The sequence below is a fragment of the Novosphingobium clariflavum genome, assembly GCF_026420865.1.
Classification (GTDB): Bacteria; Pseudomonadota; Alphaproteobacteria; order Sphingomonadales; family Sphingomonadaceae; genus Novosphingobium; species Novosphingobium clariflavum.
On record NZ_JAPCWC010000007.1, the window covers coordinates 172,178 to 194,554 of the forward strand.

The following is a 22,377-nucleotide window of genomic DNA, read 5'->3' on the forward strand; positions in this document are numbered from 1 at the left end:
GTCAACTCAGTGCCTGAACCCTCAGTGCTGGGCCGAGGAATCATGCGGTTCGTTCTCCGCATTGGTGACATCGGCCGCAGCGGCGGCAGCATCGGCAGCGGTGTCGTCAAGGGTCTTCTCGGCAGACTTGGCGGCTTCGCTGGCGGCATCCTTGGTGTCGTCGGCAGCCTGCGCGGCCTTGTCACCCGCGGCGTCAACCGCATCGCCCATGTCATCAGCGGCCTGCGAGACGTCCTCGGCAGCCGAAGTCGCGGTGTCACTGGCGGCATCCTCGGTCTTCTGCGAGCAGGCGGCGAGCGAAAGCGCCGCGGCAGCGACAGTCACGGCGATCATGGTCTTGCGCATGTGTTCAGTCTTCCCTCTTTGCTGAAGTCGTCACCGGTGGCCGCACGCAGCGGCCTGGGGGGCCGGTTCCGCTTCCTGACAGGTCGCGCAAGGATTAGGCCTCGTGCGCGTGCGTTTCAAGCATGCGCTCCCAAACGGCGGACAGGCGATCCGGTTCCCGGTGGATAGCGAATTATGCCCGTTCCCTTTTTCGAGAGCGGTGCTGACGCGCCGCCCGGGCGCTGCTACGGATCGTGCCATGGATTCCAAGCAGCATCTCTATCTCGTCGACGGTTCGGCCTACATCTTCCGCGCCTATCACCGCCTGCCGCCGCTGACCAACCCGGAAGGAACGCCGGTGGGCGCGGTCTACGGCTATACGACGATGCTGTGGAAGCTGGCCGAAGACCTCAACAAGGCCGACGGCCCTACGCACCTTGCCGTGATCCTCGACGCCGGCAGCCACTCGTTCCGCAACGACATCTACGAGGACTACAAGGCGAACCGCCCGCCCCCGCCCGAAGACCTCGTCCCCCAGTTCCCGCTGATCCGCGACGCCACCCGCGCCTTCTCGCTACCCTGCATCGAGGAAGTGGGCTTCGAGGCGGACGACCTGATCGCCTCCTACGCCCGCGCCGCCAGCGCGCAGGGCTGGGACGTGACCATCGTCTCGTCCGACAAGGACCTCATGCAGCTGGTCGGCAAGTGCGGAATCGGCGGCGGCTGCGTCGACATGCTGGACACCATGAAGAACCAGCGCATCGACATTCCCGAAGTGATCGAGAAGTTCGGCGTCCCCCCCGAGAAGGTCGGCGACGTACTGGCGCTGATGGGCGACTCGGTCGATAACGTGCCGGGCGTCTTCGGCGTCGGCCCCAAGACCGCGACCAAGCTGATCCAGGACTACGGCGACCTCGAATCCGCGCTCGCCGCCGCGCCCGCGATGAAGAAGTCGAAGCTGCAGGAACGCCTGATCGAACAGGCCGAGCAGGCGCGCCTGTCGAAAGTGCTGGTCACGCTCAAGGAAGACTGCACGCTGCCGATGGCGCTGGAGGACTTCAAGCTCGACGCCATTCCGCCCGCCCCGCTGGCTGAATTCCTCGGCAGGCACGGTTTCACCAGCCTGCTGAAGCGCCTCGACGGCGGCCACGGCAGCCCGGAACGCGCAGTCCAGCTCAATCCCGCCAAGCCGGTGACCGCCGCCGGCGGCCCGACCGAAGGCGCCGCCCGCCAGCCGCTGCCCGAATGGCCAGCCATCGACCATGCCGCCTACGAATGCGTGCAGACCCCGCAAGCGCTGGAACGCTGGATCGCCAAGGCCACCGCCGCCCACGTCGTGGCCGTCGATACCGAGACCTCGATGCTCGATTCGATGCAGGCTGACCTTACCGGCGTCAGCCTCGCCATCGGCCCCAACCAGGCCTGCTACATCCCGCTCGGCCATGGCGGCTCGGACATGTTCGCCGAAAAGCCCGAACAGGTTCCGCTCGATACCGCGATCGCGCTGCTGAAGCCGCTGCTGGAAAGCGACGCCGTTCTGAAGATCGGCCAGAACATCAAGTACGACCTCAACGTGCTGGCGCGCTATGGTATCGCCGTCGCACCGATCGACGACACCATGATCGTCAGCTTCTGCCTCGATGCAGGCCGCTCGGTCGACAGCATCGGCGGCGGCCACGGCATGGACGAACTGTCCCAGCGCCACCTGCTGCACACGCCGATCGCGTTCAAGGACGTCTGCGGCACCGGCAAGAAGGCAATCCCCTTCGGCGAAGTGCCGCTTTCGCGCGCCACCGAATATGCCGCCGAGGATGCCGACGTCACCTGGCGCCTCCATGCCATGCTCAAGCCGCGCCTGTCCGATGAAGGCGGCACCCGCATCTACGAGCGGGTCGACCGCCCGCTGATCCCGGTCGTCGCGCAGATGGAGCGCCACGGCGTCAAGGTCGACCGCGAGAAGCTGGCTGGCCTCTCCAGCCAGTTCGCCGAGGCCATCGGCGCCCTGGAAGCCGAGATCCATGCCGCGGTCGGGCAGGAATTCACCATCGGCAGCCCCAAGCAGCTGGGCGAGATCCTGTTCGACAAGCTCGGCTACAAGGGCGGCAAGAAGGGCAAGAGCGGCCAGTATTCGACCGACCAGTCAGTGCTCGAAAAGCTGGCCGGCGAAGGCGCCGAGGTCGCCACCAAGGTGCTCGAATGGCGCCAGCTCTCCAAGCTGCGCTCGACCTATACCGAGGCGCTGCAGGCCGCGATCAATCCGAAGACCCAGCGCGTCCACACCAGCTACAGCCTCGTCGGCGCCCAGACCGGGCGCCTGTCCTCGACCGATCCGAACCTGCAGAACATCCCGATCCGCACCGAGATCGGCCGCCAGATCCGCGACTGCTTCGTGGCCGAGCCCGGCCATGTCCTGCTCGCCGCCGACTATTCGCAGATCGAACTGCGCCTTGCCGCGCACATGGCCGACGTGCCCAGCCTCAAGGACGCCTTCGCCAATGGCGAGGACATCCACGCCCGCACGGCGATGGAGATGTTCGGCCATGTCGACCGCGACACTCGCGGGCGGGCCAAGACCATCAACTTCGCGATCCTCTACGGCATCTCGCGCTGGGGCCTTGCCGGCCGTCTCGGCACCGAGGCGGACGAGGCGCAGGCGATGATCGACCGCTATTTCGAACGCTTCCCGGGCATCCAGCGCTATATCCACGAAACGCTCGAAACCGTGCGGGCCAAGGGCTATTCGGAAACCCTGTTCGGCCGCAAGACCTGGTTCCCCCGCATCAATTCCAAGAACGGCGCCGAGCGTCAGGGCAGCGAGCGCGCGGCGATCAACGCGCCGATCCAGGGCACCAGCGCCGACATCATCAAGCGCGCGATGGCCCGCATGAACCCGGCACTGGCCGAGGCCGGGCTCAGCCATGTCCGCATGCTGCTGCAGGTGCACGACGAACTCGTGTTCGAATTGCCCGAAGCCGACGTGGCGGCGGCCTCCGAAGTGATCCGCCGCGTCATGGCGACGGCGGCGGAACCGGCAGTGAAGCTCGACGTGCCGCTCGGCGTCGAGATCGGCCACGGGCTGAGCTGGGGCGCGGCGCACTAAGGCGGCCTGAACTGGTGCCCTGGAGCAGATGATCCGATGCCGCCGGATCATCTGCCCCGGCGCGCCCGTCACGCCATCAGTCGGGCCAAAACCTCGGCGAAGTGCATATGGTCAGGGAACTTGCTGCATCGCAGCATCGTTGCTTTGCCATGACCGATCTGATCGAACGCTACGTCGGCGTGTTGCCGGACTGGGCCGCGCAAGTCCTCGTCGCAGTGATTGCAGGCGCCCTTGGCGCCGCCATCGCCCTTGCCGCGCATCTGGTGCTGTTCCGCGTGCTGCGCCGCATCGTCACATCCAGTACCAGCCAGTCCGACGATATTCTCGTCACGCGCCTGACCCGCCCGACGCGCTGGGCCTTCATTGCCATGGGCATCGTGCTGGCCGCCCGGCAGACGCCCGCGCTCAGCGATTTCTGGGAACGCGTTGCCGGGTTCGTGATGCCGCTGCTGACCGGGTGGATCGCCATCGCCATCCTCCACGCACTGGTCGATGCCATGACCCTGCGCGCCGACATCTCGGTGGAGGACAACCGCAGCGCCCGCCGCCGCCGCACCCGCCTGGCCATCCTCAGCCGCATCGCGACTTTCATGATCGTGTTCCTGATGGTCTCGCTCATGCTGTTCTCGATTCCCGGCGTGATGAAGGTTGGCGCCACGCTGATGGCCTCGGCCGGTCTTGCCGCCCTTGCCGTCGGCGCGGCAGCCCAGCCTGCCCTGAAGGCGCTGATCGGCGGCTTCCAGATGGCATTGACCGAACCGATCTCGATCGACGACGTTGTCATCATCGACGGCGAATGGGGCCGGATCGAGGAAATCCGCACGACTTACGTCGTCGTCAATCTCTGGGACCAGCGCCGCCTCGTGGTGCCGACCACGCGGTTTCTGGAGGATACCTTCCAGAACTGGACCAAGACGACCTCGCAGCTGCTCGGCACGGTGATGATCTACCTCGATCCCGCCACCGACATCGCGCCGCTGCGAGAAGAATATACCCGCGCCGTCACCGCCCATCGGCTGTTCGATGGCCGCGCACAGGTGCTGCAGGTCACCGATCACAGCGCCCAGGCCATGGAAGTACGCCTGCTGATGAGCGCGCGCGACGGGCCGACGCTGTTCGACTTGCGCTGCGCGATGCGTGAACACATGCTTGACTGGATCCGCCGCGAGATGCCGGAAGCGCTGGTGCGGCGCCGCACGCTGCAAGTGGCGCCAGTCGAACTGGCCGCCGGGCCCTCGATCTCGGAAGCCGTCGCCGACCTCGGCGCGCGGCGCGCCTCCCGCTAAAGCCCTTGCGGCAGGCGCAGGACTGAGGCACTCGCAGGCGCATGATCCGTGCTTCCGCTGCCGTGCTCGCCCTCCTCCTCGCTCCTGCCGCAGCGGCTCCCGCCCATGCCGGGATCCCGGTCTGCAGCTACCGCGTCGAGGCAAGCTTCCCCCACGATCCCAGCGCCTTCACCGAGGGGCTCTTCTACGCGAACGGCCTGCTCTACGAGAGCACCGGCCGCGAAGGCGCCTCGCGCATCGTGGTGCGCAAGCTGGAAGATCCTGCCCCGCTGACCCAGGCCGAGATCGATCCCAGCCTGTTCGGGGAAGGCATCATCGACTGGAAGGAGCAGATCCTCAGTCTCACCTGGCGCGGCGGCCAGGGCTTTCGCTGGGACCGCAAGACGCTGAAGCCGATCGGCAGCTTCCACTACGAAGGCGAAGGCTGGGGCATGACGCGCAGCGGCGAGGTGATCTACCAGAGCGACGGCAGCGCCAGCCTGCGCCTGCGCGATCCGGCCACCATGCGCCAGACCGGCAGCCTCCCCGTCACCGCCGATGGCAAGCCGGTGGACAATCTCAACGAGCTGGAATGGATCGACGGCGAGATCTGGGCCAACGTCTGGCTCACCGACCGCATCGCCCGGATCGATCCGGCCAGCGGACAGGTGAAGGCCTGGGTCGATCTTTCGGGGCTGCGCCGGGGTGACGGGGCCTCGGGCATGGATGCAGTGCTGAACGGCATTGCCTGGGATGCCAAGGGCAAGCGCATCTTCGTGACCGGCAAGAACTGGTTCGGGATCTACCAGATCACCCCGGTCTGTCGGTGAAGCCGTGCCTGCCCCCTTTCCAGGGAGGGCAGGCACGGCTCTCAACCGTGATCACTCGCCGTGATTACTCGCCGTGCTTCTTCGGCCGGGTCGGTTCGACCATGCCCGGGGCAATGAAACCGAGCGGCGCGACTTCCATGGCGCGCTTCTTCAATTCGCCCTTCATCCGCGCATATTCGGATTCCATTTCCTCGGTCACCGTGGCGCGGCTGTCGTCCAGTGCTTCATCGAAGTCGGCCATGCGGACCGATTCCACATCGGCCCCGCGCTTGCGGATGGCGATGAGGCCGGCCCGGCGCACCACGTCTTCGAGATCGGCACCGGTGAAGCGCGCCGTCCGCGCCGCGATGTCCGCCAGCGACACGTCGTCCGCCAGCGGCATCTTCGCGGTATGGATGCCGAGGATATGCGCGCGCCCGCCCTCGTCCGGCGTGCCGACGTAGACCAGTTCATCGAACCGGCCGGGACGCAGCAGCGCCGGATCGACCAGCGTCGGCCGGTTGGTCGCGCCGACCAGCACCACCGACTGGAGTTCCTCCATGCCGTCCATCTCGGCAAGGATGGTGTTGACCACCCGCGCCGTCACTTGCGGTTCGCCCATCGCGCTGCCGCCGCGTGCGGGCACAAGGCTGTCGATCTCGTCGATAAAGATCACGCAGGGTGCCACCTGCCGCGCGCGGGCGAAGAGGCGGGCGATCTGCTGCTCGCTCTCGCCGTACCACTTGGACAGGAGATCGGACGACTTGATCGAGATGAAGTTCGCCTCCGCCTCCTTGGCCACGGCCTTGGCGAGCAGTGTCTTGCCGGTGCCCGGCGGCCCATAGAGCAGGAATCCCTTGGCCGGCCGGATGCCCAGCTTGCGGAACGCCTCGGGGTTCTTCAGCGGCAGTTCAATGCCTTCCTGCAGCTTCTGTTGCGCCTCGTCGAGCCCGCCGATGTCGGACCAGCCGATGTCGGGCACCTGGACCATGACCTCGCGCATGGCCGAAGGCTGGACGCGCCGCAGCGCCTCGACAAAGTCCTCACGGATCACCTGCAGGCTTTCGAGCACTTCGGCCGGGATCGTGCGCGCTTCCAGATCGAGCTGCGGCATGATCCGGCGCACCGCCTCGATCGCAGCCTCCCGCGCGAGCGCGGCAATATCGGCGCCGACAAAGCCATGCGTCGTGCGGGCGAGTTCCTTGAGGTCCACCTGGTCGCCCAGCGGCATACCGCGGGTGTGGATGCCGAGGATTTCGCGCCGGCCATTCTCGTCCGGCACCCCGATCACGATCTCGCGGTCGAACCGGCCGGGACGGCGCAGTGCCTCGTCGATCGCATCGGGCCGGTTGGTCGCGGCGATGACGACCACATGGGCGCGACTGTTGAGCCCGTCCATCAGCGTAAGCAGCTGCGCGACAAGGCGCTTTTCCGCCTCCCCGTGGACCTGGTCGCGCTTGGGGGCGATGGAATCGATCTCGTCGATGAAGATGATCGCGGGCGCCGCCTTGGCCGCTTCCTCGAACACTTCGCGCAGCGCCTTCTCGCTCTCCCCATAGCCGGAGCCCATGATCTCGGGTCCGTTGATCGAGAAGAAGCTCGCCTCGCTCTCGTTCGCGACGGCCTGGGCAAGACGCGTCTTGCCGGTGCCCGGCGGGCCATGCAGCAGCACGCCCTTGGGCGGCGCGACACCAAGACGGGTGAACAGTTCAGGATAGCGCAGCGGCAGTTCCACCATCTCGCGCAGCTGGCGGATGGTGTCGGCCATGCCGCCAACGTCGTCGTAGTTGACGTCACCGCGGGTGGTATCAGCTTCCTCGAACAGCTCGCGCAGTTCGACTTCGGTATTCTCGTCGATATGGACGATACCGCGCGGCGTCGTCGAGACGACATTGAGGCGGATCTGGGTCAGCGCGAAGGCTGGCGCATTGAACATGCGGCGCAGTTCGGGCGGAATATCGGCGACCTGCTGCTGGCCGGTGGTGGCGACGATATCGCCCTGCACCATCGGACGGCCGAAGAAGTTGCGCTTGAGCGCGCCGGACGGCCCTTGCAGGCGCATGTCCTTCTGCGCGGGTGCAAAGACCACCCGCTGCGCGGGGCGCGATTCCGCCTTGCGCACGCTGACATGATCGCCTGAGCCGACTTCGGCATTGACGCGCTGAAGACCATCGAGCCGGATCACCGAGAGCCCTTCGTCTTCCGGATAGGCCAGCACGGCACGGGCCACCGTCACGGTTTTTCCGGTCACTTCCAGCACGTCGCCTTCCATCGCACCGATCGCCGAAAGCGATGCGCGCGACAGGCGGGCAATGCCCTGTCCGCTTTCTTCCTGCCGGGCCGCCGCGACCTGCAGCTTGACCACCCGTTCGTCCACCTGGGTTGGGACTTCCGCCATGACTGTCCTTTCAAGTTCCCGATGCTGGTTCTGCGCTTCGGCCTCCCCGAACGGGCAAGGCAGAGACGATGGGAGCGTGCTCAAGGAACTAGGTATGCGCCTGAGGGATTTCAAACGGACGAAAGGCCGGATTGCTCCGAACGGGCTGCGCGCGCGATGCAAAGCACATCCATTTTGCCGGATTAGGGCGCGTCTCGCGGGCACAAAAAAAGGCCCGGACGTTACCGACCGGGCCGTGGAAGTTTTGGGAGAGGATGCCTGAAAGGCAGGTTCTGTATGCCTCCCGGCGGCCGATTGTGCAAGTGCGAAATAGCCATCGCTATGTTGCAATATATGCAATTTAAGTTGCGAAGTATCGAACTACACCGCGTAATTCGGCAAATATCATGCAAATCCAGCGCATTGGAAAGTGAATCACGTCTCATGATTGAACGCAGCGCAATCGGCAGGGCGATGGATCCGCGCCCGTTGACCAGCGTTGTCTGCTGCGACGCGAAATTTCCTCACCTTATTTAGCACTTTCCCACCCGACAGTGCCGCAAAAGAACGGGTCGCAACCGATTCGGCGGCAATGCCGCACCAGACGGGCTACCAATCGCCATCAACCGGAAACACCAAAGGCCGGGCTCGCGACTGCGAGCCCGGCCTTTCCCGCCATCCCCATGTGATCAATGCGCGAAGAGCAGTGCCGGCGCGGCCTTGTCGCTCAGGAAATAGGCCGTGACCCCGCCGAACAGGAATTCGCGCATGCGGCTCTTGCCGTAGGCCCCCATGACCAGCAGGTCTGCCTGGGCCTGGCGCACCCCGGCGGCCAATGTCTCCTCGGTCGATCCCCGACGCTCCAGTTCCTCGAACTCGGCGTGGATGCCGTTGCGCGACAGATAACGCAGTGCATCGGTCGCGGGGAAACCGCCCACTTTCTCGATGACCGAGACGACCTTGACCAGTTCACAGCTTCCCAGCAGCGGAATCGCAGCCTTGAGTGCGGCAGCGGACTGCTCTCCACCGTCCCAGGCGATCACTGCTCGGCGGATCGGCAGGTTGATCCGGCCATCATCGGGCAGCGCCAGCACCGGAGCGCGGGCAGACAGCGCTACCGGGCCCACCATTCCGCCCGACCGCGTGAGCACGACAAGATCCGCCAGCCGCGCGGCGGCCGCCAACGCAGGCACCGGATCGTCTTCGCTGCGAACCACTTCGAAAGGCACGTCGCCGCGGGCAAGGCGGGTCTCCACCGCATCCGCTGCGGCATCGTCGTCGGACCGGGCACGGTCGAGCGCCTCGCTGATCACATAGCTGCCGCCCATCGGGTCCATCGCGATGTAGCGCGACACCGGGGTATCGACGAGCACGGTGACGTGGCCATCAAGATGGCGCGCCAGTTCCAGCGCCGTGTCGAGGCGGGCGTCGCTGGCGGGCTTGCGGTCGGCGTTCACGAGTATCGAGCGCATGGCATTTCTCCGTTTTTCCGGTCCTGCATAGCCCATGGGTATGCCGCCGCCATGACCGAGATCAAAGCTCCGATTGGCGCGGGCACTTTCCGGCATGCTGCCGGCTTTCAGGCACCACCCTGGTCGATGGAGAGTTGCCCCGCGCGTTTAAACAGGTCGAGCACAACCGCCTCGCGCTCGCGCGTGCGGATCGCCGCCTCGAAATGAATGCGCCGGGATGGCCGGGGCAGGACTTCGACCAGCGCCCCTGACGCCAGTTCACCGCGCACCATCGTCTCGGGCAAGACGGCGGCCCCCTGCCCGCAGGCGACGATTTCGATCAGGGTCCGCACATTGTTGCAAGTGCCAAGCGAGCGTGCCGCAAGGGCGCCGTCCTCGAAGGCATCGAGCGTCACGGCATGCAGCGGCGAATGGTCCGGCAACGACCAGACCGGAAGCGGTCTCGCGAAGCCTCCGGCGGCGGCCACGGCAGGGCTGGCCGCCCAGACCAGTTCGACCGCGCCGATCGGCGCCGTGCGGATGCCCGGGCTCGCCACCGGCCCGGCCAGAAACACGATGTCGCAAGTCCCCGCCAGCAAGTTCTGGAGCAGCCGCGCGGTGAGGTCGATTTCGATCTCCAGCGTCACCCCCGGCCGCTCGCGCTCGATGGCGGCGATGTAGCCGGGCAGGCAGGTCGCCGCCGCGATCTCGCCCGAGCCGATGCGCACGTTGCCGGTGGCCCCGGCAAAGTCGCTGGCCTCCAACAGGACCTGCTCCAGGCCCTGCCGCAGGGGTTCCGCCGCCTCCACCAGCCGCCGCCCGCGCGCCGTCAACACCATGCGCCGTCCGTCGCGCTGGAACAGCGGCACGCCGAGTTGCTCCTCGATCTCGCGCACCCGGGCCGAGATCGCGGGCTGGGTGGTATTGAGTCTTTGTGCCGCAGCTGCGAACGTGCCGAGCCGGTCGATCCACATCAACGTTTCGAGGTGGAAAAGGGCAATGCGATTCATAATCTCGACTTATCGATTTCGATAAAAAACAATCGCTATTCGTAATGGGATTGGCTGTCTAGGTTCGCTCCAAACGGGAGAACAGCATGAACAAGATCTACCCCAGCGCTTCTGCCGCGCTGGACGGGCTGCTGAAGGATGGCCTGCTCATTGCCGCCGGGGGCTTCGGCCTTTGCGGCATCCCCGAGCGCCTGCTGGACGCGGTGCGCGATTCGGGCGTCAAGGGCCTGACGTTCGCTTCCAACAACGCCGGCATCGACAACGAAGGCATAGGCAAGCTGCTGCGCACCAAGCAAGTGGCCAAGATGATCTCGTCCTACGTGGGCGAGAACAAGGAGTTCGAACGCCAGTTCCTCTCGGGCGAACTCGAAGTCGAATTCTGCCCGCAAGGCACGCTGGCCGAACGCATGCGCGCCGGCGGCGCCGGCATCCCCGGCTTCTATACCAAGACCGGCGTCGGCACGCAGATCGCCGAGGGCAAGGAAGTGAAAGTCTTCCGGGGCGAGGAATACATCCTCGAGGAAGGCATTTTCGCCGACCTGTCGCTGGTGAAGGCATGGAAGGCGGACGAAAGCGGCAACGTCGTGTTCCGCAAGACCGCGCGCAACTTCAACGTGCCTGCCGCCACCTGCGGCAAGATCTGCGTCGTCGAAGTGGAAGAGATCGTCCCCACCGGCTCGCTCGACCCGGATGGCATCCACCTGCCAGGCGTCTTTGTCCAGCGCCTGGTGCTGGGCGCGCCTTACGACAAGAAGATCGAATTCACGACTACCCGCGAAAGGGAGACCGCCTGATGAGCTGGACTCGTGACGAAATGGCCGCCCGCGCCGCAAAGGAGCTTCAGGACGGGTTCTACGTGAACCTCGGCATCGGCATCCCGACGCTGGTCGCCAACCATGTGCCCGGCGGCATGACGGTGACGCTCCAGTCGGAAAACGGCATGCTCGGCATCGGGCCTTTCCCGTATCCTGACGAAGTCGACGCCGACCTCATCAACGCCGGCAAGCAGACCGTCAGCGAACTGCCGCAGTCGGCCTATTTCGACAGTGCCACCAGCTTCGGCATGATCCGTGGCGGCCACATCGACCTGGCCGTGCTGGGCGCCATGGAGATCGCCGAGAACGGCGACATCGCCAACTGGATGATCCCCGGCAAGATGATCAAGGGCATGGGCGGCGCGATGGACCTCGTGGCCGGCGTGAAGAAGATCATCGTGGTCATGGAGCACAATGCCAAGAACGGCGATCCCAAGTTCATCCCGGCCTGCACCCTGCCGCTCACCGGCAAGAACGTGGTCGACATGATCGTCACCGACCTCGCGGTGTTCCAGCGCCCCGACCACCACAGCCCGTTCAAGCTGATCGAACTGGCTCCGGGCGTGACGGCGGAGGAAGTCGCCGCTAAGACCACGGCGCATTATGTGACCTAATGCCCGCGAAGGAGAGTTCCGATGGCTTACACCTTGATCACCGCCAATCGGAACTACTCCAGCTGGTCGCTCAGGCCATGGGTACTGATGAAGGCGCTCGGCATCGATTTTGCCGATCGGATCGAGCCCTTCACCGCCCCTGCCAACTACGACGCCTTCCGCAGCTTCTCGCCCACCGGGCAAGTCCCCGCCCTGATCGACGGTGAGCGCACGGTGTGGGATTCGCTGGGCATCACGCTCTATCTGGCCGACCGTCACCCCGGCGTGTGGCCCAGCGACGAAGCCGCCCGTGCCTTTGCACAATGCGCGGTCACCGAAATGCATGGCGGCTTCTCCGCCTTGCGCAACGACTGCACGATGAACGTCGGCACGCGCGTACGACCAAGGGCCATGCGGCCTGCGCTGGTACGCGACGTTGCGCGTCTGAGGGAGATCTTCAGCGAAGGCCTCTCCCGCTTCGGCGGTCCCTGGCTGGCGGGCGCAAAGTTCACCGCGATCGACGCCTTCTTCGCCCCTGTCGCCTACCGTATCCGCACGTACGGCCTGGATATCGGCACCTCTCAGGTCTGGGTCGATACCGTGCTGGACCATCCCGCCATGAAGCAGTGGGAAGCCGAGGCCTTGGCCGAAACCTGGCGCGAGGAAGGCCACGAGGCGGACCTTGCCGCGTGCGGCGACGTGATCGCCGACTACCGCACGCAGGGCTGATCCGATGCGGGTGCTGCTGACCGGCTCCTCGGGCTGGCCCGGCCGCCATCTGGCTCCGCTGCTGGCCTCTAGCGGGTACGAAGTCACCGGACTCGATGTCGCGCCGGGTCCCCATACCCGCGTGATCGGCTCGGTGGCGGACCGCAGCCTCGTGTTCCAGACGGTTGCCCATTACGGCATCGAGGCGGTCATCCACGCCGGCGCGCTGCACAAGCCCGATATCGTCCGTAATCCGCGGCAAGCCTTCATCGACACCAACGTCACCGGCACGCTCAACCTGCTGGAAGCGGCAGTCGAGGCCGGCCACGCGCGTTTCCTGTTCACCTCCACCACTTCGCTGATGGTGCGCGCCGATGTGCGGGCCGGGGCAGGCGACAAGGGGGCGTGGTGGATGGACGAGGCGTTTGGCCCGCTGGAGCCGCGTAACGTCTACGGCGCCACCAAGCTCGCCGCCGAGAACCTCTGCCGCGTTGTCTCGCGGGACAGCGGCATGGCGGCGGCGATCCTGCGCACCGGCCGGTTCTTCCCGGAAGACGATGATAGCCATGCGGTGCCATCCGGTCCCAATCTCAAGGCCAACGAACTGCTCCATCGCCGCCTGACCGTGGAAGACGCCGCGCTTGCCCATCTCGCCGCGCTGGAACGGATCGAGGGCTGCGAGACTTTCGTGCTCTCCGCCCCGCCGCCCTTCACGCGCGAGGACGCAGCGGAACTGGCCCGCGATGCCCGCAGCGCGATCCTGCGCCATTTCCCTGACGCGGACGAACTCTATAGCCGGCAAGGCTGGGTGCTTCCCGAGCGGATCGAGCGCATCTACGATCCGGCCAAGGCCGAGCGCTTGCTGGGCTGGCGCGCCCGGAGCGACTTCGCGGCCGTTATCGCCGCCCTTCGCCGCGGCGATCCGCTGCCCTGTACCCATGATCCCGAATGGATTTCACCCGTTCTCGGGCAAGCCATCTGATCACGCCGCCTTGCCCGCACCGGCAAGCGGGGGCAGTCTCCGCCCCGATTCACAAGGAGACTGCTCCCGATGACCGATATCGCCGCCATTCCCCTCACCCGCATCGACGGCAGCGCCGACACGCTCGCCAATCACGCAGGCAAAGTGCTGCTCGTGGTCAACGTCGCCTCCAAGTGCGGGCTGACGCCGCAGTACGAAGGCCTCGAAAAGCTCTACGAAGACTACAAGGCCAGGGGTTTCGAAGTGCTGGGCTTCCCGGCCAACGACTTCGGCGCCCAGGAACCCGGCAGCGACGAGGAGATCGTCGCGTTCTGCCAGCTCAACTACGGCGTCTCGTTCCCGCTCTTCACCAAGGCCGACGTCACCGGCGAAGCCAAGCAGCCGCTCTACGCCGCACTGACCGAAGCGATCCCCACCAAGCAGGGCGACGTCGAGGGCATGAAGGAGCGCTTCAAGGGGTACGGCATGACGCCCAATGACGATCCCGAAGTGCTGTGGAACTTCGAGAAGTTCCTCATCGCGCGCGATGGCGCGGTCATTGGCCGGTTCGCGCCGGGCACCGCCCCGCAGGATCCGCTGCTGGTCGGTGCGATCGAGGCCGAACTGGCGAAATGACGCGGCGGAGGGGTTTTCGCGCCACCGACAAGGCAGCGCGTCCCCCCCTCAATCGCCCACCAGCACGAAGGGCGCCCAGATGGCGGGATGGGCCGAACCGGCCAGCGTGCGATCGGCAATGATCCTGAGCTGGGCGCGGCGCAAGGCCTCGGCCCGCCCGGAACCGTGACGAACCGCCCCGCCGCCGGCCGCCTTTACCGTGTACAGCGTTATACGCCCGGCCACTTCATCGCGCACCGGCCAGTGTGACAACAGCATGGCGCGCGCTCCGGCCGCTATGAAAGCCCGGGCCAATCCCGAATAAGTCGGCGCATTTTCGCTCTCACCCGCGCTGGTATCGCAGGCGGAGAGGATCACCCAGTCCGCATCCAGCCGCAGACGCGCGATTTCCGAAGCCGTCAGCAAGCCGTCATCACCCGTATCGCCAGGGCCCGGCGGTGCCAGCACCAGTGCGGGTTCGACGAGATTGCGCTGCGCCCCGCCGACCAGACCATGCGTCGCAAAGGCCAGGACCCGCATCCGGTCCAGCGGCGCAGCCTTCACCGCCGCCTCGCTCGCCGCGTCACCGGTCAGCAGGAGGCTGTCGCGGCCAAAGCGCCGAGCCATCGCCGTCAACTCCCCCTGCGCGCCGGGAAGGTCGGGAAGCGCGGCCAGTTGCACCAGCCGCGGATTCGCCTCGGCGGTCATTCCCTGCGCCGCCTGCCCCGCCAACGCCGCCTTCCAGGCGCCCGAACGCAGGGCGCCGATACCCGCGAACCCGGTCGCGGCATCCCCGCCGCGCGATGGCCGCCCCGATCGCCGAACGGGAGGTGCCATACTGACGATCATCGAGACGGCATGGCGGCGCACGAACCAGGCGGTGCGTCGCAGCGCTTCAGGATCGTCATCGTCCCCGCGTGGCGGCGCGGTCACCAGGGCGTCGAACGGCAAGGCTGCGAGCGTCCCCGCCGCCAGTACCCGCACCTTGCGAACGCCCTTCAGCGCACGCTCCACCGGTGCCGGAAACAGCAGCGAATAGAGCGCATGGGCCGATTGCCGGTCGAACGGCGCCAGGCCGCCAGCCAGCATGCCATCGTCGATCGAGGCGCGTATCTTGCGCTGCAGGTCCAGCAGATGACGCGGGACGACCGGCACGCTGGCCTGTGTCACCCCGCGGCCGGTGACGGCCATCACCACCAGCCCTTGCGTGTCCTGTCCGTAAAGCACCATGCCCTCGCCGCGGCGCAGTCCAGCGCGTGCATCGGCCAGGCTGGTCGGCGCGAATCCGGTCAGCGCCGCATAACCGGGAACCAGCGCCGCCAGCCGTCCATCGCGCCGGCGCACGTCCTCCTGTGCGGCCTCGACCTCCCGCTGCAAGGCCGGAAGCCCCGCGCTTTCGCCAAGGCCAATCGCCCTGTCGCGATTGCGGGCCACTTCGCGCAGACGCGCCTTGGCCGCACGGTAATCGCCGAGTGCCTGGCCGACCGGACCGCCTGCCGCATCCGCACCGAGGGCACCGAGCGAGAGCATCGAGGCCTGCAAGTCGCCCATGGTCGCCATCTGCAAGGCATCGAAAGCGGTCCCGCCATCACCTGCCGCCAGTGCCACGCGCGCTTCCTCGACAAAGACAGCGGCCACATCCAGGCGCAGGCGCGAGACCTCAGCCTGGGGATTGGCCCGGTCCAGCAGGTGGTCGCGCAGCGGCGCCACCGCCCGGCGCACCTCGTCCAGCGCCTGCTGCGGCGCGCCCTGCAGGCCCATCAGTGCCGCGCGCCAGACCGCTGCCGTCACCCGGTCCGGGTTGCCCGGCTGCGCCCGCAGCGCATAGCCTGCAAGCGCATGGTCAAGCAGCGCCTGCGCCGGCCCCAGTTCGCCGCGTCCGGCAAGCGCCGTCGCCAGATTCACTTCGGCCCAGAGCACCTCGAGGTCGTCCGGCGACGATGCGTTGCGCCGCGCGAGGGCCAGCGCCTTGCGAAACAGCTCCAGGGCTCGCTCGCTCTCGCCATTACGCGCGGCGATGCGGCCGATCTGCCCAAAGGTATTGGCACCCGACATCGGCTGCGATTCGCGCGGAAGCGCCTCGAACATCGCGGCCGAGCGCTCGTAGAAAGGCAGCGCCTCGTCGGGATAGCCTCCATGCTCCAGCGCAAACGCCAAGGCGTTGAGAGAATAGGCGATGTCAGGATGATCGCGCGGCAGTGTCTTCACGCGCAAGTCCAGCGTCCGGCGCAGGATCGGAGTCGCCTGCCCGTAGAGGCCGCCATCATTGAGCGCGGCGCCAAGCTGGTTAAGCGCGGCGAGGGTCAGCCGATGCTCGCTGCCGAGATGGGCTTCGGCCCAGAGCGCCGCACCGCGCGCCGCCGTGACGGCCGATGCGGAATCGCCCGCCTGCATCTCGATGGAGGCAAGGGTAATTCCGGCGACCGTCGGCAATTCGACATTGTGACCGGTGCGCTGCGCGGCGGGGCTGGCAATGGCGATGGCCTGCTCGATCCGTGGCACCGCCTCCAGCACCCTGCCCCGGCGATAATCGACCAGCGCCGCGCCATAAAGCGCGGCGGCATATTCGCTACTCTCGGTGCCCGTCAGCCGGGCGCTGAGTTCCAGCGCGCGCTGCTTGTACCGTGCCGCCTCGTCGAGTTCGCCAAGGCTGGAATGAACCGAGCCGATATTGTTGACCACTTCCGCCCAGCGCGGCGTCATCGGCCCGCCCAGCGCAGCCAGCCCCTGGTCGACATGCTCGAAGCTGGCCAGCGCCTCTCGGTAACGGGACAGCCAGAACAGCGCTTCGCCCCGGTTGGCCTCGGCCAGCAGTTCCGCCGTGCGGTCCCGCCGCGGGTCCTTGCGGGCCCGTTCAAGCCCGGCATCGATGCGGGCGAGCGCGGAGGCCGGGTCACCCGAGGTATCGAGCGCGGCCAGCACCTGCAGATCCGCGTCGACCGCAGTGCGCGCCCGCACCGGGGTTCCCTGGAATGCCAGCATCGCTCCGAGTACCGGCGCCAGAACGCCTGTCCGCAACCGCACCATAATCGCCCCTCATGCCGCCGCCGAACCCCACCTTACAGGGTCGCCACCGGCCATGGCACTCGCTTCGCCTGAAGGCAGTTTTGTCCGTCCGAAGCAAGACCGCAAGAAGTTGATATTTCAGCCGCTTGCAAGGCAGAATGCGAAAGTCAGCAGGCGCCGGTCTCCACCGGGTGAGCAGGATCGGCGATCCACTCGCTCCACGATCCGGGATAGAGCCGCGCCCCCGAAAGCCCGGCATGGGCCATGGCGAGGGCATTGTGGCAGGCGGTGACGCCGGAACCGCAGGACAGCACCGCAGGCTTGCCGCCGAGCAGTCGCAAAAACGCCTCGGCCAGTTCGGCGGCCGGACGGAAGCGCCCGTCCGGCCCGAGATTGTCGCGGAAAAAGCGGTTGCGCGCGCCCGGGATATGCCCGGCGACGGGATCGATCGGGTTGGGATCGCCCCGGAACCGCAAAGGATCCCGGGCATCTATCACTTGCGCGGCGGCACCCTCGATATTGGCCAGGACCTCGGCCGCGCTCACCGGCGCGGCGACCAGAGGCGGCTGCGCTGCGAAATCGCCCGGCCGTACCGGCCCGGCCGGCCCCGTCTCGACAGGAAGTCCTGCCTCCGTCCAGGCCTGCTTGCCCCCATCAAGCACGGCAACGGCGTCATGCCCGACCCAGTTGAGCAGCCACCAGGCCCGCGCGGCCCAGGCACCGCCGCTGGAATCGCAGGCCACCACCTGCTGCCCCTGCTTCAGTCCCTGCCGGCGCAGCCAGGCGGCAAAGGCCACCGGCGAAGGCAAGGGATGACGCCCATTCGTGCCATCCGAAGGCGCCGCCAGATCATCATCCAGGTGGGCATAACGCGCGCCCGGCAGGTGCCCGGCAAGATAGACCTCCCGTCCCTTGTCGGGCATCCCCAGTTCGAATTCGCAATCGAGGATCAGGATCTCCCCGCCCGCCGCCAGAAGCGCGTGCAGTTCGGCAACCGAGATCAGCGTCCGATAGGTCATCGCCTCAGGATCCTTGCATCATCCGCGCGAACAGGAATTCCTCGTCGCGCTGCTCACCGACCATGAAGTGGATGTCGGCGACCTTGGCGAAACCATAGCGCGCATAGAATTTCTGCGCCCCCTCATTGCCGCTCCAGACCGAGAGTTGCACTTCGTCGGCCTCGTGGCTGCCTGCCACCTCCAGCGCCCAGTCCATCAACCGGGCGCCGATGCCCTGTCCGGTCGCATCGGGATCGGTGTAGAGCTGCTTGAGTTCGATCACCCGGCCGCCGCGCGCATGTTCGGGCCAACCGCAAGTCATCACCAGCTTGCAGAAGCCCAGCAACCGGCCGTCCGCCTCGGCCAGCATCACCCGCATATCCGGATCGGCGATCTCCTTGCCGATCTTGGCGTCGCTGTGCGATTCGGCGAGGAAATTGGCGAGATCCTCCGCCCCGTACATGTGCCCGAACTTGACGACAAAACTGCGGCGGCCAAGGTCGGCCAGGGCAGCGGAATCGGCGGGAACGGCGGGACGCAGGTTCATCACAGGTCTTTCGTCATGCAGATCGAGAAATCGTCGGAAACATAGTCGCCGAACGGCGGGCATTCGGCAAAGCCGTGGGCGCGGTAGAGGCCGTGCGCGGGATGGAACGGCTCCGGCCTGCCGGTTTCCAGGCTGACGCGGACATAACCGCGCGCCCGCGCTTCCTCGAGCAGGCGCAGCAGGATCGCCTTGCCCACCCCCTTGCCGCGATAGGCGGGCGCCGCCCGCATCGACTTCAACTCCCCGTGCCCTTCGCCCAGGTGCTTGATCGCCCCGCAGCCGGCGAGAGTTTCACCATCCCAGGCCGAGAAGAAGGTGACGTCGCTCTGGCGCAGCCGCTCCGCCGGCATCGCGTGGACGCTCTCCGGCGGCGACCACTGGTGCATCTCGTCCAGATGGAACTGGAGCAGTTCAAGCACGGCAGGGGCCGCGAGGTCATCCTCGACAATGGTGAGTGCGAGCGTCAACGGGCATCCCCTGCAAACTTGTCGGCCTTGCGGCGGCCCATGCGCATGCCCGCTTCGAGCCGCGCGCGCAACTGGGTGTAATAGGCCTCGAGAAACGCGCGCTCGTCGTTCCAGCCATCGTTGCGGTCGATCTTGTGGGCAATCGTCTGATAGACGCTTTCCAGCGCCTGCAGACGGTTCTCGCGCAGCACCCGTTCCAGCGCCTGAAGCTCGTATTCGCCATAGACCGCCAGCTCCGCCTCGCTGAAGCGATACTCGCGCGCCGGGGCAGTGCCAAAGTCCTGGTCCTCGCTCCGGGGCTCCACCTCCAGCGACAGCGCCGCTTCCAGCTTCCGGCGGGGCCGCTCCAGCACCCAGGACCCCGCGATCACGTCACCGGCGCGCAAGTTGTCGCGGTTGAACAGGGGAAACAGCAGGAAGATCGCGAACCAGCCGCAGGCCGTCAGCCAGCCGAGGCCGCTATCCGCGCCCGCCTGGAGGATGAAGACGACCGGCAGGAACAGTTCGACATCACGCAGCAGATTGCGCGCAATCACCATCTCTGCGGTCAGTCGGCCACCGTCGCGCGCGGCGATGCGAATCCCGGCCAGTCGCTTGCCGGGCGTGGCACCGCGCGGACCGAGCTCGAAGAACAGGAAATAGGCGTTGCGGAACAGAAAGATCGCGATGAGCCACACGATCATCAGGAACTGCAGGGCGTGGCCGGCGGCGGAATTTTCCTCCAGCCTGCGATCGAACGTGGTGACCCCGCCGGCGATGTAGATCAGCGCCCAGGTGGTTGCCACGATGAGCACGATCATGACGATGAAGTCGATCGCGACGGCGCCGAAGCGGGCGCCTCGGCTGGCCACGGTAACCGGCACCGAGATGCCTTCCGGAGTGACCAGCAGGCGATCGCGCGACGAACGGCGATGTCGGTTGGGCATCGCGCTCATGCCTTGCGCCCCCGTTTGCCGATGCGCGGGTGATTGCCGCGAAAGGCGAAGAAGTAGGCGCACCATAGCGCCAGCATGAAGCCGCCAATCGCCAGCCGTCCAAACGTGTGATCGACCAACTGGCGGGCAAAACCTTCCAGCAGCGCGGCGAGAATCAGCATCAGCACCACCCCGGTCATCACCGTCGCCGCGCGGCGTCCAGCCTCGGCAGCCGCAACCAGCACCGAGCGCCGTCCGGGAAATGCCATGGACCGGCCGATATGCAGCCCCGCGGCCCCCGCCAGCAGGATCGCGAAGAGTTCGGTGGTGCCGTGAATCGCCAGCCAGCCGGTGAAGTCGAGCAGCAGCCCCTTGCCGCTGTAGAGCCATAACATCGCCCCCAGCAGCGCGGTGTTCTGCACCAGCAGCAGGAGTGTCGGCACGCCCAGCGCAAAACCGAGCGCGAAGGAGAGGATGCAGACCTGGGCATTGTTGCTGAACAGGCTGGCGGCAAACACGCTCATGCCCGAGCGGCCGGATTGGCCGAACAGCGTGGCGTGCAGCGCCTCGCGCGTGGCGCCGGGGACGCGCGATCCCGCCATTTCCGGCGAGACCAGCGCCGAATACCACTCGGTATCGTGGGCGACGAGCAACCAGCCGACCAATGTCCCTGCGACCATGACCGCCAGCGCCACCAGCACGTCCACCCACATGGCCCGCACCGCCGCGCTCCAGCCCCCGCCCAGGAAGCCGCGCAGCCAGCCCCACAGCGAGGAACGCGGGCCGTAGACCACGAACCAGGCCCGCTGCACCAGTGCCTCGAGATAGGCCAGCGTAGCCGCGTCGAGCGAGGTTTCGCGGGCGATCGAAAGGCTGGAGGCCACCGTGCGGTAGAGCCCCGGCAAGGCCAGCAGATCCTCGTCGGAAAGGCTGCGCAGCCGCCCCTTTTCCATGCGCGTGACGATCGCCTCGAGCCGCTGCCAGTCGCCCTCGCGCTCGAGCCGGAACCGGTCGGAGCGCAAGGCGACGCTGGCGATGGCGCTGGCCTGCCCTGCGGCCATATCCGTCCCTGTCGACATCGCGTTCATCCGATCGCTCCCGAACGCTTGATCGCCAGATAGGCATCGATCAGCCGCGTACCGATCGCCGCATAGGGTGCCTCGATCACTTCAACGCCCATCTGCCGCAATTCGCGCAGGACCAGCGCCCGCTGGCGCAGCAGCAGATCCGCGGAAACCGCCATCGACAGCGCCTCCATGTCATCGGGTGCCGCCGACGAGATGCCTTCCAGTTCCTCGTCGGCGATCGCCACGAACAGCACCAGATGGCGCGAGACCAGGCGTCCGATCGATTCGATCATCAGCTGGGCGCTGGTGGGATCGGCAAATTCGGAAAAGACCACGATCAGCGAGCGGCGCTGCAGCCGCGCCGCCAAAGTCGCCAGCGCCAGCGTGAAGTTCGGTTCTTCCGAGCGGTATTCGAGCCCGGCGGCAGCCCGCTGCAGGCGGTGGAAATCGCGCGAGGCACCGATGAACGGCGTCGAGACTTCCGGATGCGCGGCAAACCCGAACAGGGCCACCCGGTCGCCGCCCTTGAGCGCGACATACCCTGTCGACAGTGCGGCCGAGACCGCCCGGTCGAGCCGTGGCACGCCGTCGACCGGCTCGCACATCGACTGCCCGCAGTCGAAGGCGAAGACGATCTGGTTGTTGCGTTCGACCTCGTATTCCTTGGCGTAGAGATGGACGTGGCGGGCCGAGGACTTCCAGTCGATCCGGCGGCGATCCATGCCCGGTTCGTATTCGGCGAGCGATTCGAACTGCGTGCCTTCGCCGCGAATCCGGCGGGCGAGGACGCCGAACTGCGCGTCCTTGAGAAAGACCTGCAATGCCGGCGAACGCACCGCCGCGACATTGGGCCAGACCCGCACTTCTTCATCGAGATCGCCCGCCAGTTGCCGCGCGCCGAGCCCCAGCGGTCCGGTCCAGCGCAGCCAGGTGCGGCTGACTTTGCCGGTGCCCCGGCGCGAGGGTCGAAACGGCAGATTTCCGCGCCATTGCGCGCCATCACGGCGGAGCGGAAACTGCCCGCGCCCGCCTTCGAGCAGACGCGGATCGCCGCCCAGCGCGACCTCGATGCACGATGCCCGCCCGCCGCGCAGCGCCGCTTCGACCGCGATGGCCGCCTCGGCGCCCACTTCCACATCGCCCGGCACGGTGACCCGGAACCGCTCCAGCCGCCCGGCGAGCAAGGCGTCACAGAACACCAGCACAAAGACCGCAAGACCGACCAGAGGCGCCGCGATCCACGCCTGCGGCCGGGCCGCGCCGATCACCAGCGCGACCGGCGCGGCCATCGCCAGCAATGCCGCCGCGCGGGCGGTGGGAACCAGGGGGGCGAAACGCAGGCTCATCGCG

At 66.9% G+C, this 22,377-nt stretch carries 19 protein-coding genes; 8 read left to right on the forward strand and 11 right to left on the reverse strand.

What is annotated here, in order from left to right:
• Nucleotides 1-21 precede the first annotated feature (21 nt).
• Entirely contained in the window at nucleotides 22-345 is a 324-nt protein-coding gene (locus tag OKA11_RS12050; protein ID WP_142637029.1) for a hypothetical protein, read from the reverse strand.
• A gap of 238 nt (nucleotides 346-583) precedes the next feature.
• On the opposite strand from OKA11_RS12050, the gene polA reads away from it, so the two are divergent.
• The 3 genes from polA (at nucleotide 584) to OKA11_RS12065 (ending at nucleotide 5,519) form a co-directional block, all read left to right on the forward strand.
• Nucleotides 584-3,424: a DNA polymerase I gene (gene polA / locus OKA11_RS12055; protein WP_267220511.1), complete on the forward strand. Its 2,841-nt coding sequence runs from the start codon at nucleotides 584-586 to the stop codon at nucleotides 3,422-3,424.
• Nucleotides 3,425-3,573: 149 nt separating this feature from the next.
• A complete protein-coding gene (locus OKA11_RS12060; RefSeq protein WP_267220513.1) occupies nucleotides 3,574-4,710 on the forward strand; it encodes a mechanosensitive ion channel family protein in 1,137 nt (378 codons plus the stop codon).
• Nucleotides 4,711-4,751: 41 nt separating this feature from the next.
• Entirely contained in the window at nucleotides 4,752-5,519 is a 768-nt protein-coding gene (locus tag OKA11_RS12065) for a glutaminyl-peptide cyclotransferase (protein WP_267220515.1), read from the forward strand.
• Between the two features lie 64 nt (nucleotides 5,520-5,583).
• On the opposite strand, the gene OKA11_RS12070 is transcribed toward OKA11_RS12065, so the two are convergent.
• The 3 genes from OKA11_RS12070 to OKA11_RS12080 all read right to left on the reverse strand — a co-directional run bounded on the left by OKA11_RS12070 (nucleotide 5,584) and on the right by OKA11_RS12080 (nucleotide 10,336).
• A complete protein-coding gene (locus tag OKA11_RS12070; protein ID WP_267220517.1) occupies nucleotides 5,584-7,896 on the reverse strand; it encodes a CDC48 family AAA ATPase in 2,313 nt (770 codons plus the stop codon).
• A 668-nt stretch (nucleotides 7,897-8,564) separates the two neighbouring features.
• On the reverse strand, nucleotides 8,565-9,347 hold the full coding sequence (locus OKA11_RS12075) for a universal stress protein (RefSeq protein WP_267220519.1): 783 nt from the start codon (nucleotides 9,345-9,347) through the stop codon (nucleotides 8,565-8,567).
• A 107-nt stretch (nucleotides 9,348-9,454) separates the two neighbouring features.
• On the reverse strand, nucleotides 9,455-10,336 hold the full coding sequence (locus OKA11_RS12080) for a LysR family transcriptional regulator (protein WP_267220521.1): 882 nt from the start codon (nucleotides 10,334-10,336) through the stop codon (nucleotides 9,455-9,457).
• 86 nt (nucleotides 10,337-10,422) lie between these two features.
• Between OKA11_RS12080 and OKA11_RS12085 the strand changes: the two genes are divergently transcribed.
• The 5 genes from OKA11_RS12085 (at nucleotide 10,423) to OKA11_RS12105 (ending at nucleotide 14,049) form a co-directional block, all read left to right on the forward strand.
• On the forward strand, nucleotides 10,423-11,130 hold the full coding sequence (locus OKA11_RS12085) for a CoA transferase subunit A (protein ID WP_142637022.1): 708 nt from the start codon (nucleotides 10,423-10,425) through the stop codon (nucleotides 11,128-11,130).
• The gene (locus tag OKA11_RS12090; RefSeq protein ID WP_267220524.1) at nucleotides 11,130-11,765 is read left to right on the forward strand and encodes a CoA transferase subunit B; all 636 of its coding nucleotides are present in this window, start codon (nucleotides 11,130-11,132) and stop codon (nucleotides 11,763-11,765) included. Before OKA11_RS12085 ends, OKA11_RS12090 begins: the two co-directional genes overlap by 1 nt.
• 21 nt (nucleotides 11,766-11,786) lie before the next feature.
• Complete coding sequence (locus tag OKA11_RS12095) at nucleotides 11,787-12,473, forward strand: glutathione S-transferase family protein (RefSeq protein WP_267220525.1); 687 nt, start codon at nucleotides 11,787-11,789, stop codon at nucleotides 12,471-12,473.
• A 4-nt stretch (nucleotides 12,474-12,477) separates the two neighbouring features.
• Entirely contained in the window at nucleotides 12,478-13,434 is a 957-nt protein-coding gene (locus OKA11_RS12100; RefSeq protein ID WP_267220527.1) for an NAD-dependent epimerase/dehydratase family protein, read from the forward strand.
• 69 nt (nucleotides 13,435-13,503) lie between these two features.
• Nucleotides 13,504-14,049 (forward strand): glutathione peroxidase, encoded by a 546-nt coding sequence (locus OKA11_RS12105; RefSeq protein ID WP_267220529.1) that lies wholly within the window; start codon nucleotides 13,504-13,506, stop codon nucleotides 14,047-14,049.
• A 48-nt stretch (nucleotides 14,050-14,097) separates the two neighbouring features.
• Here the strand turns inward: OKA11_RS12105 and OKA11_RS12110 are convergent, their stop codons facing one another.
• The 7 genes from OKA11_RS12110 to OKA11_RS12140 all read right to left on the reverse strand — a co-directional run bounded on the left by OKA11_RS12110 (nucleotide 14,098) and on the right by OKA11_RS12140 (nucleotide 22,373).
• Complete coding sequence (locus OKA11_RS12110) at nucleotides 14,098-16,986, reverse strand: CHAT domain-containing tetratricopeptide repeat protein (protein ID WP_267220531.1); 2,889 nt, start codon at nucleotides 16,984-16,986, stop codon at nucleotides 14,098-14,100.
• Nucleotides 16,987-17,201: 215 nt separating this feature from the next.
• Nucleotides 17,202-18,053, reverse strand: a complete 852-nt coding sequence (locus OKA11_RS12115; RefSeq protein ID WP_267220533.1) for a sulfurtransferase — start codon at nucleotides 18,051-18,053, stop codon at nucleotides 17,202-17,204.
• Nucleotides 18,054-18,057: 4 nt separating this feature from the next.
• Complete coding sequence (locus OKA11_RS12120; protein WP_267220535.1) at nucleotides 18,058-18,579, reverse strand: GNAT family N-acetyltransferase; 522 nt, start codon at nucleotides 18,577-18,579, stop codon at nucleotides 18,058-18,060.
• Nucleotides 18,579-19,046: a GNAT family N-acetyltransferase gene (locus OKA11_RS12125; protein ID WP_142637006.1), complete on the reverse strand. Its 468-nt coding sequence runs from the start codon at nucleotides 19,044-19,046 to the stop codon at nucleotides 18,579-18,581. Before OKA11_RS12125 ends, OKA11_RS12120 begins: the two co-directional genes overlap by 1 nt.
• Nucleotides 19,043-19,981 (reverse strand): RDD family protein, encoded by a 939-nt coding sequence (locus OKA11_RS12130; RefSeq protein ID WP_267220537.1) that lies wholly within the window; start codon nucleotides 19,979-19,981, stop codon nucleotides 19,043-19,045. The genes OKA11_RS12125 and OKA11_RS12130 overlap by 4 nt, the downstream gene beginning before the upstream one ends.
• The gene (locus tag OKA11_RS12135) at nucleotides 19,978-21,048 is read right to left on the reverse strand and encodes a stage II sporulation protein M (RefSeq protein WP_379489268.1); all 1,071 of its coding nucleotides are present in this window, start codon (nucleotides 21,046-21,048) and stop codon (nucleotides 19,978-19,980) included. The genes OKA11_RS12130 and OKA11_RS12135 overlap by 4 nt, the downstream gene beginning before the upstream one ends.
• Nucleotides 21,045-22,373, reverse strand: coding sequence for a DUF58 domain-containing protein (locus tag OKA11_RS12140; protein WP_267220541.1), 1,329 nt, complete (start codon nucleotides 22,371-22,373; stop codon nucleotides 21,045-21,047). Before OKA11_RS12140 ends, OKA11_RS12135 begins: the two co-directional genes overlap by 4 nt.
• Nucleotides 22,374-22,377: the final 4 nt, after the last annotated feature.

Excerpts from the sequence above, each read along its gene's own strand:
- OKA11_RS12050 (WP_142637029.1), bottom strand. The coding sequence starts at position 345 with ATGCGCAAGACCATGATCGCCGTGACTGTCGCTGCCGCGGCGCTTTCG.
- polA (WP_267220511.1), top strand. The coding sequence starts at position 584 with ATGGATTCCAAGCAGCATCTCTATCTCGTCGACGGTTCGGCCTACATC.
- OKA11_RS12060 (WP_267220513.1), top strand. The coding sequence starts at position 3,574 with ATGACCGATCTGATCGAACGCTACGTCGGCGTGTTGCCGGACTGGGCC.
- OKA11_RS12065 (WP_267220515.1), top strand. The coding sequence starts at position 4,752 with ATGATCCGTGCTTCCGCTGCCGTGCTCGCCCTCCTCCTCGCTCCTGCC.
- OKA11_RS12070 (WP_267220517.1), bottom strand. The coding sequence starts at position 7,896 with ATGGCGGAAGTCCCAACCCAGGTGGACGAACGGGTGGTCAAGCTGCAG.
- OKA11_RS12075 (WP_267220519.1), bottom strand. The coding sequence starts at position 9,347 with ATGCGCTCGATACTCGTGAACGCCGACCGCAAGCCCGCCAGCGACGCC.
- OKA11_RS12080 (WP_267220521.1), bottom strand. The coding sequence starts at position 10,336 with ATGAATCGCATTGCCCTTTTCCACCTCGAAACGTTGATGTGGATCGAC.
- OKA11_RS12085 (WP_142637022.1), top strand. The coding sequence starts at position 10,423 with ATGAACAAGATCTACCCCAGCGCTTCTGCCGCGCTGGACGGGCTGCTG.
- OKA11_RS12090 (WP_267220524.1), top strand. The coding sequence starts at position 11,130 with ATGAGCTGGACTCGTGACGAAATGGCCGCCCGCGCCGCAAAGGAGCTT.
- OKA11_RS12095 (WP_267220525.1), top strand. The coding sequence starts at position 11,787 with ATGGCTTACACCTTGATCACCGCCAATCGGAACTACTCCAGCTGGTCG.
- OKA11_RS12100 (WP_267220527.1), top strand. The coding sequence starts at position 12,478 with ATGCGGGTGCTGCTGACCGGCTCCTCGGGCTGGCCCGGCCGCCATCTG.
- OKA11_RS12105 (WP_267220529.1), top strand. The coding sequence starts at position 13,504 with ATGACCGATATCGCCGCCATTCCCCTCACCCGCATCGACGGCAGCGCC.
- OKA11_RS12115 (WP_267220533.1), bottom strand. The coding sequence starts at position 18,053 with ATGACCTATCGGACGCTGATCTCGGTTGCCGAACTGCACGCGCTTCTG.
- OKA11_RS12120 (WP_267220535.1), bottom strand. The coding sequence starts at position 18,579 with ATGAACCTGCGTCCCGCCGTTCCCGCCGATTCCGCTGCCCTGGCCGAC.
- OKA11_RS12130 (WP_267220537.1), bottom strand. The coding sequence starts at position 19,981 with ATGAGCGCGATGCCCAACCGACATCGCCGTTCGTCGCGCGATCGCCTG.
- OKA11_RS12135 (WP_379489268.1), bottom strand. The coding sequence starts at position 21,048 with ATGAACGCGATGTCGACAGGGACGGATATGGCCGCAGGGCAGGCCAGC.
- OKA11_RS12140 (WP_267220541.1), bottom strand. The coding sequence starts at position 22,373 with ATGAGCCTGCGTTTCGCCCCCCTGGTTCCCACCGCCCGCGCGGCGGCA.